Source organism: Nonomuraea sp. NPDC050786, from assembly GCF_040654115.1.
Classification (GTDB): Bacteria; Actinomycetota; Actinomycetes; order Streptosporangiales; family Streptosporangiaceae; genus Nonomuraea.
In genome coordinates this window covers 19,293-36,777 of record NZ_JBFAHJ010000007.1, presented here as the reverse complement: position 1 = coordinate 36,777, position 17,485 = coordinate 19,293, and the positions used below count along the sequence as shown (strand labels likewise).

Below are 17,485 nucleotides of genomic sequence, written 5' to 3'. Positions count from 1 at the left end.
GAAGATCGCATCGCCTCAAGACGTACCAGTACGCTTCACCGGAAATTAGCCAGACCGATCGGGTCGATGACGACCTTCCGGCGATGACCGGGGTCGATCAGTTCAAGGTCTTTGAAACGTCGGATGGCTTTGAAGACGGCGTCTTTTCTGGCCCCGACAAGATTGGCGATCTCCTCATGGGTAAGATCGACTCCGAGGTCCCGCTTACCATCGACCCTGTCGACTCCGTGTCGGCCGGAGATTTCCACGAGCACGTTCGCGACCCGCACAGGCACGCTGAACTGAGCGAAGTCAGTTCTTCTACGGTTGGCCCAGTCGAGCCGGTCGGCGATCATCCTGGCGAGTGCATTCCATGCCGCCGGATGGCGATCGAGGAAGTCGGTGAACGCCTGTGCGCGGATGACGTGCACCAACATCGGACTGCATGTCGTCACCATGGCCGATCTCGGCTGTCTGCGCAGAGCTGCCAGTTCGCCGACCACATCGCCGCTGACGCGGATGCCCAGCATGGCCGCCCCGCCCGATTCCAGGTAGGCCGTCACCTTCACGCATGCCGTGGGCCGCTGACCTGGGATGGACCTCAGTAGAAAGACCTCGGACCTCTCTCGATCTCCTTGGTATATGAGTGGTTCGCCAGCCTGCCGCGGGGAGGGTGGCGCGAGAGCCAGAAGCTCCGCCCGCTCCTCTGGGCTGAGTCTGTCCATGAGGGTGCCTATGGGCCACCTGGCGGGGATTTGATCATTTATCACGGATTAAACGCCTTGGGTCATCGATGTGAAGCTGTTAGAAGCTACACCCTGGAATATCTGGGAGCCACGTTTAGATAGTTATCAGGATGTAGGTATGTGGCATCTTGTCCGGCTTATCCCGAAAAATGGGTCGAAATTTCTGAGAGAGCAGAACAATGTTCCTGTGATTGGCGTGACCCAGTGGAACATTGGCACCGGTATGCGACTTACGTCCTTGTAAGGTTGTTCATTGGAGTTTTGCGATATCTGTACTTATCCAGTAGCAGCTTCAGGTAGGCACTGCTGTCGGCGTTGGAGCCCGCCGCGATGTATGCACCGGACATCACCGCCTGGGCCGGGCGGCGTGTTCGCGCCGCGCTGGTGTTGGGCCTGTGCAGGATGGGCGAGGCCATCAGGATGCTTTCGTGCAGGTGAGCACGATGGTGGTGCTGACTTGGACTTGCTGCCGGCCTTGACGGTGACTAGGCGGGTTTTCGGCGGACAGCGGCGCCTTGCTCTGGTAGGCGCCGATCTCGTTGAACAGTAGATCGCCGTAGGTGCGACGCGGGGGTAGCTGTGCACAGTGAAGGTGGCCCCGCCGGAGTGGACGGCGCGGACAGTGCGAAGGTCGCGAGGGGGGCTTGAGCACCTGGTCGCTGACGCTGCGGATGGAAGCCGCGCCGCCCCAGTAGCGGGCCGCATTGGCCGGCTTGGAGGTTGGGCCCAGGCGTCGTCGGCCTTGATCTCCAGCGCGGCGATGCCCTTGCTGGTCCCGTTGCCGTTGTAGCGCAGGTTGTCCTCGTGTGGGCCGATCTCGTTGGCCAGCAGGTCTTCCCTCCTCCCAGCCGGATTGCCGGCGGTGGCGATGAAGTTGGCCTCGCCGCCGTAGGTGAACTCCAGTAGGCCGGGGGTTTTGGTCGTGCGGATGTGGACGACTTGGTCGCCTTTTGCGTACGGGAAGCTGTTGGCAAGTCGGGGTCCTCGTGAAGGCTCGGCTGGTGATCGTGATGGGAGGCCACGCGAGATGCGCCCGTAGGGCGGGGTCGTCGCGGGGTCCCTGTCGGGGGTGAGCGTGCACCATAAATAAAGCGCACCGTGAACTCAGTGCACAATAGAGATTGTCGTGTCGACTGATCCCTGATGTGTCCGTTAGGATGTGACGCACGATCTCCCGATGTCCGCAGGGAGAGGTCGAGCTTGGCGTTGCCGGTGAGGCGGTGAGCATGGATCCACTGAAGCCCTCCGACCCTCGACAGATCGGAGACATCGTGCTGCACGGTCGGCTCGGTAGCGGGGGTATGGGCCAGGTGTTCTACGGCGTGACGCCTGACTCTGAGCCGGTGGCGTTGAAGGTCATCCGGGAGGAGTTCTTCGACAAGGTCGAGGTGCGTGAGCGGTTCACTCGGGAGATCGACGCGTTACGAACAGTCCAGAGCCCTTACGTCGCGGCCCTAGTGGACGCCGCCGAGGAGGACGCCGACAAGCCCTGGCTTGCGGTCGACTACGTTCGCGGCCTGAACCTGCGCGAGTTCGTCGATTCGCAGCAGTCGCTCGGCTCGGTAGACGCTGCGGCCCTGGGAGTGGTGCTCGCCGACGCCCTCACCGCCCTTCATCAGGCGGGTCTCATTCACCGCGACCTCAAGCCAGCAAACATCCTGATGAGTGTTGATGGCCCCAAGGTCATCGACCTGGGCCTGGTCGCCTTCACTGAAGGCCCTACCGATCTCACGACCGACACGTCGATGCTCGGTACCCCAGTCTGCATGGCGCCCGAACAGGTCACAGCGCCCACGCAGGTCACCGTGGCCGCGGACATACACGCCCTGGGGGCGACACTCCTGTTCGCCTTGACCAAGCACTATCCCTACGACGGTCGCCCGAACAGGGACAAGATGCTCATTGACCTGACAAACCCGGAGGTTGCCCCGGACCTGAGCGGCCTGCCGGACGGCTTCGAGTCGATCATCGCCGCGATGCTCGCCCACGATCCGGCGGCACGCCCCGATATCCCGCGGGTCAGAGCATGGTTGAGCGACCTGGCGACCGCTGATGGGATCACCCTCGCAGTCGCAGTCCGCCATCTGGCCGTCACAACCTACATCGTGCGCGACACCGACCCTCCCGAGGTCGATCCGCCTCTACCGAAGCGACGTGACCTCACGGAGGTGGTCGTCCCGGGCTCCGTCGTGGCCCTGCTCGCGGAGCGACTGCGCGGCACCTACGCCTGCAACGCCCCTTTCTGAGGAGATCAGTGTCCGAGACCCCGTACCCGCCCGGCGCCCGGATCCTCGTCCGGGACGCAGAGTGGATCGTCCGTACCTGCGCGCCCCTGACCTACACCCAGGGGTTCAAGGTAACGGCCATCGGATCGTCGGAGTTCGTCCGTGACGAGGACGGCGTCTTCTTCACCGACATCGAAGACATCGAACTGATGCGTCCCGAGGACACCATCCTGGAGCAGGACAGGACGGATCACTTCGCGGCCGGCCGGTTGTTCCTAGAGGCGGTTCTGCGCAGGACTCCTCTCCCGCAGACCGAGAAGGGGCTGGCTCTGTCCGACAGGTTCCTTCTGGACTCGTTGCCCTACCAGCTGCGCCCGGCGGAGCTGGCGCTGAGGGGATTGCGTCCACGTATCCTGCTCGCCGACGTCGTCGGACTGGGCAAGACCCTTGAGATCGGTCTCATCCTCGCCGAACTGATCAGGCGAGGGCGGGGTGAGCGCATCCTGGTCGTCACCCCGCAGCAGGTTTTGGAACAGTTCCAGCACGAACTGTGGACCCGCTTCTCCATCCCGCTGGTCCGTCTCGACTCGATCGGCGTCGAACGGATCCAGCGTGAGATCCCCGCGGGCCGCAATCCGTTCACCTACTACAAACGGGTCATCGTCTCCGTCGACACCCTGAAGAATGAGGGCAAGTACGGCCAGCACCTGGAGAAGCTGCACTGGGACGCGGTTGTCATCGACGAGTCGCACAACCTGATGGGCGAGACCACCGCGCGCAACAGGCTCGCCAGGCTGCTGTCCCGGCGGACCGACGCCCTTCTGCTGGCCAGCGCCACCCCGCACAACGGCGACAGTAAGTCCTTCGCCGAGTTGATCCGCATGCTCGACCCGGCGGCCATCGCCAACGACGAGCGTTACTCGGCGGAGGACATCGAACATCTCTACATCCGGCGCACCAAGGTCAGTCCCGAGGTTCGCGACCGGATGGGCAGCAGGTGGCCCGAGCGTGGTCCGTCGATCCCCGTCAGATGTGCGGCGAGCCCCACCGAGGAGCGGATCTTCGATGAGTTTCGCGAAGTTTGGCTGGCCGGAGATCAGCGCGAAGGCGGCTCTGTCGTCGATCAGAAGCACAGGCTCTTCCCTTACACCCTGCTCAAGTCGTTCCTCTCCTCCCATGTGGCTCTCGCTGCGACGGTCGTCAACCGAGTGCGATCGATCGATGCGGAAGACAAGAAGGCGGCCAAGGAGAAGGCCGCGCTTCGCGTTAAGCGGGACCAGAACCCCCTGGTGGAGCTGGGCAAACTGGTCAACGAACCGTCCGTTGCGCGCGGCCGGGAGCGTGATGCGCTGCTGAGTCTCGGTCGGCTGGTCTTGGAGATGACCGACGACGACTCAGCCAAGTTGACCGCGCTGACCAGGCAGCTCACGGACATCGGCGTAGCCCCCGGCAGCGCCACCCGAGTCGTGGTCTTCTCCGAGAGCGTCCCCACGTTGGAATGGCTCAAGCGGGTACTACCCGAAAGGCTCGGCCTGGCCGAGCCAGGTGCCATCGAGATCATGCATGGCGGATTCTCCGACACCCACCAGCAGGAGATCGTCGAACGCTTCTCGCTGAGTGATAGCAAGGTCCGTGTGCTACTCACCGGCGACGTCGCCTCCGAGGGCGTCAACCTCCACAAGCAGTGCCATCACCTGATCCACTACGACGTGCCGTGGAGCCTCATCCGCATCGAGCAGCGCAACGGCCGTATCGACCGCTACCGCCAGAAGCACAACCCCCAGTTCAAGGCACTGATCTTGACGTCCAGACTGGAGGATCCCCGGGAGGCGAAGGACGACCGCCTCGTCGCGGAGAAACTGCTCGCGAAGGAAGAGTCCGCGCATCACAGCCTGGGCACGGCCGAGGCGGTCACCGGCGAATACCGGGCCGAGCGCGAAGAACGGCGACTCATTCAGGACCTGCTCGCGGGCAAGACAGTCGAGGAATCGATTGAGGCACACCCCGCGGGTGATTTCCTGGCCGGGCTGCTCGCGGGTGTGGGCGACGAGCCCGCCAACCCCGACCCGCTGCTCGCCACGACACCGAAGCTGTTCGACAGCACCGAGGAGTTCGTCAAGGAGTCCATCAAGGAGTTGAAGCTGCTCGGCGATCTCGAAGACGACGGTGAGATGCTCGCCTTCACACCGCCGAAGGACCTGATCCACCGGCTGTCTGCACTGCCCGCCTCCTACCTGCGAACGCATGACATCAAGGAACGGATGAAGGTCACATTCAACCGTGGCCTTGCGGAACGCAAGCTCGATGAGGCCCGCAACAGCAAGACCATGTGGCCGGACATCGCCTACCTGTCCGACCTGCATCCCCTGGTCGACTGGCTCACCGACAAGGTCCTGGTCCAACTCGGCCGCCAAAAGGCCCCCGTCATGATGGCCGACGTCACCGAGCCGACCTTCCTCATCCAGGGCATCTACTCCAACAAGCTGGGCCAGCCCACGGTCGTCGAGTGGATGGCCGTCACCGGCTCCGCTGTCCAGGACGCTGACATGGTCGAGGTTCTGAGGCGCGCCGGAGTCGGACCACGGATGATCAATCCGGATCGTCCAGTGGACCTCGCCCCGCTGCAGGAACTGGTCAAGCCCGCCGTCGACATCGCGCGCGTTCATCTGGAAAAGCGGCGCGCACATTACGACGCGGAGGTTGTTCGTCCGCTGGAGCTCTACCGCGAACGGCTCACCGACTGGGAGCAGCTCACCCTGGACGGAGCGCGCACCAAAGCCCAGGCCGATCGCGCCCGTCGTACCGCTGACGAGCAGCGACGTCTCCTCGATTCCATGCAGACCACTGGTGAGCCGCTGCTGCGGATCCTCGCCGTACTGATTCCCGGGGGTGGGCACCAGTGAGCTTCGACTCGATCGTCAACCGCGGCGACTACTTCTCGGCCCACTACCTGGCCGAGATTCTGCCTAAGGACCTGAAGAAGAAGGACGGCCTGCTCACCCGGTGGGCTGAGGAGGAGAAGGCCGGCCGTACCACTCCGCGCAGGGGGCTGCGCGCGCTGAGCAAGCCCTACTTCGCCGACCGCCCGTTCTTCTCGGAATTCGACGTACGGCTCCGCCAAGGCGAACCCGTCAACCCGGATGACATGGTCGAGTGGCGCAAAGAACTGAACGAACTGCACGGCGACATCCTCCGCGCGCTCGGCTACGAGGCGCAGCCCCGCGAGCTGACGGTCGAACGGGCGGGCCGGGAGCACATCGTCCACGTTGCCCACGTCGAACGGCACCTTGCCGCCATCGAATGCGGCTGGGCCTCCACTGCGGAGGCCGCCATCGCCGGCGAACTCCTCGTCCCCGTCCAGCTCGACAACCGTGAACAGATCACCGCCGCGACGAAGCTCGCCTCGTGGCTGCTCAATAGTGACATCGGGCTGCGCTACGTGCTCATCCTCGCTGGGGGAGTGGTCACCCTGGCCGACCGGGCGACCTGGGGTGACGGCCGTTACCTGGCCGTCAACCTCGACGTGGTGCTGAGCCGGAACAACCAGGCCGAGCTGGATCTGATCGCGGCGCTCTTCGGCGCGGACTCGCTGCTGCCTCCGGAGGAGGGCGGCTCCGACCGGCTCACCGAGCTGCTGTCCAATTCCCGCCAGCACGCAGTCGGCGTGGACAGGGAACTACGCAGAGGCATTCAGACGTCCGTCGAGCTGATCGCCAATGAGGTGCTCAACCGGATTCGCCAGGCGAGGCGGCCCTCCGAGAACGGCATGGTCCCGGTCCAGCCCGAGGACATCATGGAGCCTGGAGCCCTGGCTAAGGAGCTGGGCCGCGAGGCGCTGCGCTACCTCTACCGGATTTTGTTCCTTCTCTACGCCGAGGCTCGGCCGGAGCTGGGCATTCTCCCCACCGACGACGAGGACTACGGCAAGGGCTACAGCCTGGCCCGGCTCGGCGACCTCGTGGTGCGTGACCTGGTGGGGGAGGAGGCCAAGCAGTCCTTCCACCTGTACGAGTCGCTGGACCTGCTCTTCCGCATGGTCAACAAAGGTCACCGGGAACGGGCCGGAACCGTCGAGGAGACCTCAGAAGGGGAGGGGCTGCGCTTTGAGCCGCTCCGCTCCGACCTGTTCGAGCCATCGAAGACCAAGCTGATCGGCCGGGACGCGATCCTGGTCCCCGGCTACAGCAAGTACGACCCGGACGCGCCGAGGATCGACACCCGGCTGCGCAACGAAGTCCTCTACCGGGTCCTGCGCAACCTCATGCTGACCAAGGGCAAGAAGAACGAGCGCGGCGGCTTCATTTCCTACGCCCAGCTCGGCATCAACCAGCTTGGTGCGGTGTACGAGGGACTGATGTCCTACACCGGGTTCATCTCCGCCGAGGAGCTCTACGAGGTCGCGAAGAAGGGCGATGACCAGGGCGGCACGTGGACAATCCCGGCGTCGAAGGTCGACGACTACCCAGACGACGTCAAGGTCTACGACGCCGACACCGGCGGGCTCAAGCATCATGCGAAGGGCGCGTTCGTCTACCGCCTCGCCGGCCGCGACCGGCAGACCAGCGCCTCTTACTACACCCCCGAATCGCTGACCCAAGTCACGGTGGAGTTGGCCCTTAAGCATCGCCTGGATCAGGACGGCGCGACCACCACGGCCCAGGAGATTCTCGGCTGGAAGATCTGCGAGCCCGCCCTCGGATCGGGCGCCTTCCTCAACGAGGCGATCAACCAGGTAGCCACCGAGTACCTGAAGCGGCGCCAGCGCGAACGCGGCGTCGACATCGACCCGGAACGGTACGAGGAGGAGTGGCAGAAGGCCAAGGCGTACATCGCCCTGCACAACTCCTACGGCGTCGACCTCAACGAGACCGCGATCGAGCTAGCCGAGGTCTCCCTCTGGCTCAACGTCATGTACCCCGGGCTCCAGGCACCCTGGTTCGGGCTGCACCTGCGGCGGGGCAACTCGCTCATCGGCGCGGGGCGCCGCGTGTACGGCCCGGCGGCGCTGACCAAGGGGGACTGGCTCAAGACAGCCCCTGAGGATTTGCCGTTCTCCGCCGGAGAGCTTCCGGAGGGGAAGGTTCACCACTTCCTGCTGCCAGCCGCGGGATGGGGGGCCGTCGCGGGGGCCAAGGAGGCGAAGGAGCTCGCTTCCGACCAGGCCAAGCAGCTCGCAGCCTGGGGGAAGAAGATCAGGGGCAAGGTCTCCGAGAAGCGGCGGCAGGGGCAAAAGCTCACGCAGTTGCAGCGGCTTCAGGCGCTGTCCGGGCGGGCCGAATACCTGTGGGGCCTGGTCGTCCAACGCTTGAGCATCTCGGAGCGGGAGATCAGCCGCAAGATCGATGTCTGGGGCGCGGACTGGATTGAGCAACCCGCCGACGCGGTGGCCAAGGAGAAGGTCTACGGCGATCTAGTCGCTCCCGGCACTCCGTACTGGCGGCTGAAGACCATCATGGACGCCTGGTGCGCTCTGTGGTTCTGGCCACTGGACCGTGTCGGGCTGCTCGACGGTTCCGACGACGTCTATGTACGGCTGGCGCCCGCGATCCCTGCTGCGGTCGAGAACCTTCCCAAGTCCGTTGCCGTGCGGCTTCCGGAGATTGAGGAGTCGATCGGGTTCCGGGTCCAAGCCCAAGAGCCACTGTTCCCGGTGGGGGACGAGCAACTCGGCTTGGACGGGCTCGCCCAGGAGATCAAGGATTCCCGGACGAACCGTCCGAAACCCGCTCGCAAGCGTACGGCCCTTGAACCACTCCGGCCGGTCATCCCGCTCGCCGACCTCGACGACTGGCTGAACTTCGCTGAGGCGGTGCTCGGCCGGGTGGACATCGACTACGGCGAGACGGGAGCCCAGCAGGGTTTCGCGACGACGTTCACGACGCTCGACGAGATGGAGCACCACGAGGACGACATCGTTGGCTGGATGAGAATGGAGTCCCCGGACAAGATCGCCGCGAGATTCCCATGGCTGCATACCGTCGAGATGATCGCGAAGGAACAGGGGTTCTTCCACTGGGAGCTCCACTTCGCACAGATAGCGAGTGCCGGAGGGTTCGACCTTCAAGTCGGCAACCCTCCGTGGGTTCGCCCGCAATGGGATGAGCTGGGTGTGCTGGCCGAGTTCGAACCCTGGTTCAAGCTTGCCGAGAAGGCATCGGTGGCGGAGAAGGCCGCGCGCCGGGGCTTGGCGCTTGAGTCGTTCGCTGTTCGCGGGGCATTTCTTCGTGAGCGGGCACAGACGAGTGGGACAGTTGCTTTCTTCAAGTCGTCCCAGACGTATCCACTGCTCGTCGGTACCCAGCCGGATCTCTATCGGGCTTTCATGAGCCGGACCTGGGCCAATGCCGCTCCGGCGGGGACCATCGGGCTCATTCATCCCGACACTCACTTCACTGGTGAGCGGGAGGCGGCCCTTCGAGAGGCGGCGTACCGGCGGCTGCTGGTGCACGGTGACTTCGTGAACCCAGGCCATCGGTTTTTCCCTGAGCCCGTGGGAGAGTCCACGCATTTCGGAGTACATATCTATGGAGTCGCAGGAGAGATCGGCTTCGACCATCTGTCATGGCTCTTCTCCGTTGAGGCGTTGCGCGGGTCCGCCGCGCATAGTGGGGCGGGCGACCCGCCCGGCGTCCGTTACAAGGGTGAATTGGATGAACGCCCGCATCGTTCCAGGATTGTCCGAGTAGACCGTGATGTTCTGGCTCAGTGGCAGCGTCTGACCGGAGAGACGGACCTGGCGGTCGAGCAGACTCGGCTACTTTCGCCGGTGAGCACGGCGGAAGCCGCCGCCATCCGGGGATTGGCTGACTACCCTGTCCGACTGGGATCGTTCGAACCTCAGGTTTCACCGGGGTATCACGAAAGCGGGGCCAAGGACGCTGGACTAATCACCTATGACCTCTCCAAGCCCGGCGACTGGGCTGAGGTAATCCTCAAGGGGGTACAGCTCGGGCTGGCGACACCACTGTTCAAATCCCCCACGGCGGGCAGCAACGACGTTCTCGGACTGAACCTGATGACGTTGGATCCGGATGAAGTCCCCGAGACGGAGTATCGGAGGGTTCCCGACCGCCAGACGTACGAAAGTGCCCAGGATCTCTGGACCGATTTCCAACTTCTGGAACGGTGGAGTCACGACCCCGCCGAGATTGCAGCGGCTCGCACGGCTGTCGCTGAGGCCAAGAACAAGGGGGAGGGGGCGGTTAGCGATCAAGAGATTCGGGCTCATCTGATCAGCCGGTGCCAGCGACGCTATACAGAGTTCTATCGGATGGCGTGGCGGCGGCAGATCGCCCCGGATACAGAACGAAGCGTCTATGCCTCGTTGGTACCTCCCGGGGCTGCGCATGTCGATCTGGTGCACAGCCTGGCACTGTCTGACCGTCGTCTGACCGCCCTTGCATCAGGTTTCTGGGCCGCGCTCCCCGCGGATTACTTCGTGCGGATCACAGGAAAGGGCGACCTGCGAATAAGCAGCGCGAAGACGATGCCGTTCGGCAACCCCGATCATCCCCTCGCCTCACCTCTTCTCCTCCGGACCCTTCGCCTGAATTGCCTCACCACGGCCTACAGCGACCTTTGGGAGGAGCTCTACGACGACGCCTGGAAGGAGGAGACCTGGGCTTGTACCTGGGATGGTTTGTTCGCCCTCGGTGGCGTCGGCCCCGCATGGGACTACGCGACACCGCTACGTAGCGAGCGGTCCCGCCGGGCGGCACTTGTCGAACTAGACGCTCTCGTCGCTGTTTGGATGGGCATCAATGTGGACGCGCTCATTGCCATGTACCGGGCCCGTTTCCCAGTGATGAACCGGTTCGAGGAAGGGCTCTACTTCGACGCCGAAGGTTGGAAGCTCGCGGCCAACCACCGCACCATCGGCCAGATCCAGCGCAAGGAGCATTACGAGCAGCTCATGGCCCACCTGGATCCCGAGATCAAGGGTCCGGTGCCGGACGGCTACACCGCACCCTTCTACAAGGCCGACCGGGAAGCCGAATACCGCCAAGCCCACGCGGTCTTCTCCGAGCGGCTCCGCCGGGCGCAAGCCGTACAGGAAAAGGACGGTGAGGTGTGAAGCCGACGCTCGCCGCTGACGAGCTCCAGCGGAACCTGACCCAGTACCTCACCACGACCTTCGCCCTCGCCGAGAAGCCAGTCAGGGAGGCTCTGGAGCGGTTCCTCAACCACCCCGAGCAGGGCATCTTCCGCGGGCCGTATCTGCGGATCCGCACCCCCTTCCAAACCGCTGAGGCCGGTTGGGACGAATGCCTGGAGTGGAAGCCGCCGGGGGAGTGGACCCCGTACCGGCACCAGGCGAAAGCGTTCCGGAGGCTCAGCACGCTCCTCAAGGCCGCCGAGCCGACACTGATCACGACCGGCACCGGCTCGGGCAAGACAGAGTCGTTCCTCGTCCCGATCCTCGATCACTGCCGCAGGGAAAAGCGCCGGGAGCGGTACGGCGTGAAGGCGGTGCTGCTCTACCCCATGAACGCCCTGGCCACCGACCAGGCCCATCGGCTCAACGACTACCTCGGCCAGCCCAACCTGCAGGACGTCACTGCCGCCCTCTACATCGGCGACACCCCGGAGGTCGGCTACAAGCACGTGATGACCCGGCGCGACGAAATCCGCCGCAACCCACCGGACATCCTCATCACCAACTACAAGATGCTCGACCTGCTCCTCCAGCGAGTCGACGACCTTACGCTGTGGAACGACGTCGACCTGGCGTACGTGGTGGTCGACGAGTTCCACACCTACGACGGTGCGCAGGGCACCGACGTGGCCATGCTGCTGCGCCGCCTCGCAGCGGCCACCGGTCACTCCCGGCCGGGGAAACCCCTCGGCGACATCTGCCCGGTCGCCACCTCCGCCACCCTGGGTGAAAGCAGTGGTGACGGCCTCATCCGTCAAGCCGCCGAGCAGGTTTTTGGCACGCCGTTCTCCAAGGACGCCGTGATCGGCGAGGACCGTCTCACCGCTGAGGAATTCATCGGTGAGATCGATGTGACGCTGCCGCTGCCCGACCCGCAGGACCTGGCATTGCTCGGCGACCCGCTGCGTGACCCCGGCGCGATGGATCAGATCGCCGCCGCCGTCACCGGCAGAAATGGCCTCAGCCCGCAGGAGCTGGGCAGGATCCTCAAGACGCACATCCTCACGCAGGCCGTGCTCGACCTGCTCAGCGGCGGCCCGGCGACGCTGGAGGAGATGCTCGAACTTTTGCCGCGCCGAGGCGCCTACAACTGGGGCCAGGCCATCCGCAAGTCTCCCGCCCAGGCCGCGACCGCGCTGGCCCGTTTCATCGCGCTGCTGTCGGCGGCGAAGAACCCCGACGACCCTCAGCGGTCGCTCCTGCACATTGAGACGCACATCTGGGTGCGCGCGGTATCGCGACTGCTGCGCCTGGTCGACCACCGCCCGGCCTTTGCGTGGGTGGGCGAGTTGCCGGTCTTGGACACGGACTCGACGTTCAATGTGCTCGGCAAGAGCCTCCTGCCGTCGGTCTACTGCCGCCACTGTGGCCGCTCGGGCTGGGCCGCGTTCTCTCCTGAAAGGGACCCCGCCGAGCTGATCATCAGCCCGGACAAGATCTACCAGGCCGCCGTGGGGTCGGAGAAGAAACGCGTCCGTCCGCTGCTGGTCGCCACCCGGAGCGAGGTCGACGGCAGGACACCGGGTGTGATGGTGTTCACCGGCGACCGGGTACGCCCCGTCGATCCCGCCAAGGACACCTTCGGCCAAGGCGACGACGTCTTCGTCCTAGCCGACCTGCGCACTCAAACCGAGGCCAACCGCGCCGCCGAAGCCGACCGCTGCCCGGCCTGCAACATGGACCAGGGTATCCGCTTCCTCGGCGCGGGCCTGGCGTCGCTCGCCTCGGTGACCATCACCCAGCTGTTCGCCGGCAACCAGCTCGACCAGAAGCAGCGCAAAACCCTGCTGTTCAACGACTCCGTCCAGGACGCGGCCCACCGCGCGGGATTCGTCGCGAACCGCTCCTACGCCTTCTCGCTGCGCCGTCTGCTCGCCTCACGACTCGACCCTGAGGTGCCGACACTGCTCAACGACCTGGTCGCTGACCTGATCGCCGCGGCCAGCGACCGCGAGGTGCTCCCGTCCGTGGTCCCTCCCGACCTGCACGACCGCGACGAGATCGACGCCATCCTGTCCGGCGAGACTAGTGGTTCCGCGCAGGCGTGGGACCTCATTGGGGAGCGCTTGGCGTTTGCCGCCGTCATGGAAATGGGACTGCGCTCACGGCAGGGCCGTACCCTCGAACTCACCCACACCGCCGCCGTCGACGTCGTGTTGCCCGACCCCGAGAGGGTCACCGCGCTCGCCCGCGACAAGCACCTGGAGGTGCAGGGGCTGGTCGAGCTCGCCGCTGACGACCGCTACCTGGCCTACCTCAGGGGACTGCTGGAACGGCTCCGCACCCGTGGCGCGATCAAGCACGTCTGGCTGGACCGGTGGATCGGCGTGGCCGGCACCAAACGCTACACGGCGATCTGGGGGAAGCGCCCAGAAGGTATGCCTGCCTTCCCCCGCGGCCTGTCAGCCCCTATGTTCCTGCTCGACCGGAAGAAGACCGGTTCGGAGTTCGACCGCATCGACGCTGAGCAGGGTTGGTACCAGGACTGGACGAAGCGCTGCCTCGGTCTCGGCAAGGGCACGGCGGGTGACTACCTGGCCCGGATCCTGCCCGTGTTGGCCGCCGAAGGCGTCGTGTCAGCGCGGACCGCCGACGATGGCTCCACCCGCGTTTACGGCCTGCAGCCCGGCCACATTCAGGTGCGACTGCTGGACAACGCGCAGGCCGACCAGGCGAGTGTCGCTTGTGACACCTGTGCCTGGGAGCAGACTGTCCATCCCGACCTCATCGACGGCTGGCACGGTCACCCCTGCCCCCGCTACCGCTGCACCGGCAGTCTCACCCAGCGGACCGACACCGACTACCGGCGCGACTACTATCGGCAGCTCTACCTCGGCCGCGAAGGCGCCTTCCGCGTCGTCACCGCCGAGCACACCGGGGCACTCAGCCGTAAGCAACGAGAACAGGTCGAGCAACGCTTCCGTGACGGCGAGCGCTACAACGACCCCAACGTGTTGGCCTGCACCCCGACCCTGGAGCTGGGCATCGACATCGGCGACCTGTCCGCCGTCGTCCTCGCCTCGCTCCCGCCCGGCCCCGCCAACTACGTGCAGCGGGTCGGCCGGGCAGGCCGCCGCACCGGCAACGCGTTCCTGGTCACCCTGGTCGGCCGCGCTCCCCGTGACCTGTACTTCCTCGGCGAACCCCGCGACATGATAGCGGGTGAGATCATCCCGCCTGGCAGCTACCTCAAGGCGGTGGAGATCCTCCGCCGGCAGTACGTCGCCCACCTTGTAGACCTGTGCGCCCGCGGACGTCTCCAGGGCGCGGCACCGCTGCCCCAGCGAGCCTCCGCCCTGTTCGGCGACACCGGCTGGCTGGAGGCGTTCTCGGCGGCCGCCCTGCGTGACGGGTCCACCCTCGTGGCAGAATTCCTCACCCTGTTCGACGCGACGGTCTCCGAGAGTGCCGCTGCCGCAGAGCTCCGCGAGTTCGCCATCAGAGGTCTTGCCCAGGACATCAAGGAAGCGGCGCTGACCTGGGACGAGCGACTGGCCGATCTCCGTGACCGGCTGGCGGCCATCGACGCGGCAATCGAACCCCTCGTGGAGTCCGACCCCATCCAGCGGGCTCAGAAACGTGCGCTGGGGGCTGAACGCCGAGGCATCGCCAAACGTATCAGCGAGATCGGCAGAGAGAATGCCCAAGGCGCCCTTGTCGAGCTCGGGCTGTTGCCCAACTACTCGCTGATCGACTCCACGACCAGTCTGGAGGCCACCCTCACGTGGGAGGACGAATCACCGAATGCCGCCGCTCGCTACCACAGCGAGGTGCGTGAATACCCACGTCCGGCCCGGCTCGCGCTCACCGAACTCGCCCCAGGCAACTCCTTCTACATGCAGGGCTACCAGCACCAGGTCACCGGCCTGGACATAGGGACCCCAGCCCGTCCCGCTTGGCAACACTGGCGGGTCTGTCCTGACTGCGGCTACGTGCGCACCACGCTGGCGGCCGAGGACACCAGCCCGTGCCCACGTTGCGGCAACCAGGCGATCGGTGACCGCGAATGCCTGTACGGCGTGCTCCGCCCGACCCGCGTAACCTCCTATGACCGCAGGGACGACGCGCAGATCCGCGACGACCACGACGACCGGCAGCGCCGGTATTACGAACAGGCAGTCGCGGTCGACATCGAATCCGCCGACATCGAGGATGGCTCCTGGCGTCACGCCAGGACCACCTTCGGCGTCGACTTCACCCGCAAGGCGATCATCCGCCGGTTCAACCTGGGCACCACCCGCCACGACCGGCCCGCCACCGGCAGGTTCGCAGGGGAGGACGTCCGGCTCAACCCCTTCTACACCTGCCCGGCCTGCGGCGGCACGAGCTGGGACGGGCCTCCGGCCATGGTCGCCACTGTCGGGCCGGTAGCCTCCTCGTTCGCCGACCCCTCCCGCAAGCACCACCGGCAATGGTGCCCCTACCGGCGGGCCTCGGAAGACGTCGAGCACGTCAAGCTGATCCTCGCTCACGAGCTGGAGACCGAGGCGCTGCGCATCCTGCTGCCCGTTGCCACGCTGCTGATCGAGGAGCGGATGGTCTCGTTCGAGGCCGCCCTGATGGCAGGCGTCGCAGCGTGCTACGGCGGTGACCCCTCCCATCTCGCCATCGTCACGGCCACCATGCCCGACCCGGATACCGGACGGCAGCGACGTTTCCTCGTTTTGCACGACACTCTTCCGCGAGGCACCGGCTACCTCCAACGCTTGTCCGATCGTAAGGAGTTCCACCAGGTGCTGAAGGCGGCGTTCGACATCGTCGCCACCTGCGTCTGCGCCACCGACCCGAACAAGGCGGCCTGCCACAGGTGCCTGCTCTCGCACGTGCCCGGCAGCAAGTACGACAAGGTCAGTAGGGCCGAGGCGTTGGCCATGCTGAAGGATCTGCTGGAGGACTGGCGGACCAAGGCCGTCGCCACCACTGACGCGATCTCGTTGTGGGATCAAGTGGAAAGCGAGCTGGAAGCCCGCTTCCTGGGAGGTCTGGAAGCGTGGGCACGCCAGGCGGACACTCCCGGCACGCTCGCTCGCGCCGGCCACATCAACCGCAAAAGGGTCGCCGACCTGCGCATCGAGGGCCCCGACGGGGCGATCGTGCACTGGCAGATGATCCTACAGAACACCATCAGGGAAACCCGCCCCGATGTGCTGTTCCGCCGCCTCGACGACGCTCCTCTGGAGGTCGCGGTCTACCTCGACGGCTACAGCTACCACGCCGCACCGGACAAGAACCGCCTAGCGGGCGATGCCGCGAAGCGGGCCATGCTGCGCGCGCACGGGCGCGTCGTCTTCCAGCTGACGTGGGACGACATCGACGAATGGGAACGGCGTGGCTTCGGACCCGTCCCGGCGGGCGAACCGCTCCGAGCCCCCTACCAGGGGAACGCCCGGACTGCCGCACGGCAGACCTACCGGCAGTTCAGCCCCGGACGCGACCCCGACGAACTGGTCCGCACCATGTGGACCAACCCCGTCGACACATTGCTGGCGTTCCTTGGTAACCCGGATTTGGAGCTGTGGCTCAGACGCGCCGAAGCCGTGACAGCCGGTCTCCTGCGCCTGGCACAGGCGCCATCGGTCAGCGGGACCGATGGCGTCCCCGAACGGCTGATCGCCGCGCTGCGTGGTGAGCCGCTGCCTGCTTCGCTCCCCGGCAAGCTGGCCATCATGAGGGCTTCGGACAGCGATGGCTGCCTTGTCGCGGTGGTGGTCGATCAGCGATCCGGATACGCCTGGACGGCGTTCGCGGTCATCGACGACACCAAGGCGACGATCGTCGCGGATGAGTCGGCGCATAGGAAACGCTGGGCTGCCTGGCTGTATTGGGGCAACATCCTGCAGTTCCTTGACGCGGGAGCCGGGGACGGGGGCCAACTCGCGCTCACGGGACTGGACGCGTTCGATCCCTCTCTGCTCGCGGCGGCGGGTGGTGCGGGCCTCCTGTCTGCGTTGAGCCTGCTGCCGCTGGACGAGGACCTCCAGGATGACGACGGCACCCAGGAGAGCACGTCCGGCACTCGAACCGTGCCAGTGCAGCGGAAACCCGAGGCTGCGCCTGCTGTACCGATGGAGAGCGACACGGGCTGGGAACAGGTTTACGACCTGCTCGACCCGGAGGAGCCTGGCCTGGCTGAGTTCGTGCGTCTCCTTGCAGATCTCGGGGTACCCGCTCCTGCCGTCGATGATGTCGGATTCGAACTGGGTGACCAGGCGTGGCAGGCCGAAATCGCCTGGCCAGGCGTGAAGGTGGGCATCGTGCTCGCCGGAGACGACGATGAGGCGCGCAAGCGGAACGCGGCATACACGGATGCCGGATGGGACGTACGCAACGTGCAGGGCTGGACTCCGCAGGAGCTGGCGGACCGGATCGGAGGACGGTGA

The 17,485-nt window shown here is 65.5% G+C and carries 5 protein-coding genes; 4 read left to right on the top strand and 1 reads right to left on the bottom strand.

Features of this window, described 5'->3' with window-relative positions:
- Positions 1-35: 35 nt before the first annotated feature.
- On the bottom strand, positions 36-704 hold the full coding sequence (locus AB0H84_RS15645; RefSeq protein ID WP_357603777.1) for a Crp/Fnr family transcriptional regulator: 669 nt from the start codon (positions 702-704) through the stop codon (positions 36-38).
- Between the two features lie 1,247 nt (positions 705-1,951).
- Here AB0H84_RS15645 and AB0H84_RS15640 point away from each other — a divergent pair.
- The 4 genes from AB0H84_RS15640 to AB0H84_RS15625 are packed head-to-tail and all read left to right on the top strand — an operon-like array spanning position 1,952 to position 17,485.
- A complete protein-coding gene (locus tag AB0H84_RS15640) occupies positions 1,952-2,971 on the top strand; it encodes a serine/threonine-protein kinase (protein ID WP_357603776.1) in 1,020 nt (339 codons plus the stop codon).
- An 8-nt stretch (positions 2,972-2,979) separates the two neighbouring features.
- Positions 2,980-5,853, top strand: a complete 2,874-nt coding sequence (locus AB0H84_RS15635; protein WP_357603775.1) for a DEAD/DEAH box helicase — start codon at positions 2,980-2,982, stop codon at positions 5,851-5,853.
- Complete coding sequence (locus tag AB0H84_RS15630; RefSeq protein ID WP_357603774.1) at positions 5,850-11,024, top strand: class I SAM-dependent DNA methyltransferase; 5,175 nt, start codon at positions 5,850-5,852, stop codon at positions 11,022-11,024. Before AB0H84_RS15635 ends, AB0H84_RS15630 begins: the two co-directional genes overlap by 4 nt.
- Positions 11,021-17,485, top strand: a complete 6,465-nt coding sequence (locus AB0H84_RS15625) for a DEAD/DEAH box helicase (RefSeq protein ID WP_357603772.1) — start codon at positions 11,021-11,023, stop codon at positions 17,483-17,485. The genes AB0H84_RS15630 and AB0H84_RS15625 overlap by 4 nt, the downstream gene beginning before the upstream one ends.

What these genes read in the sequence shown, in the direction of transcription:
- AB0H84_RS15645 (WP_357603777.1), bottom strand. Translation starts at nt 704, where the DNA reads ATGGACAGACTCAGCCCAGAGGAGCGGGCGGAGCTTCTGGCTCTCGCG.
- AB0H84_RS15640 (WP_357603776.1), top strand. Translation starts at nt 1,952, where the DNA reads ATGGATCCACTGAAGCCCTCCGACCCTCGACAGATCGGAGACATCGTG.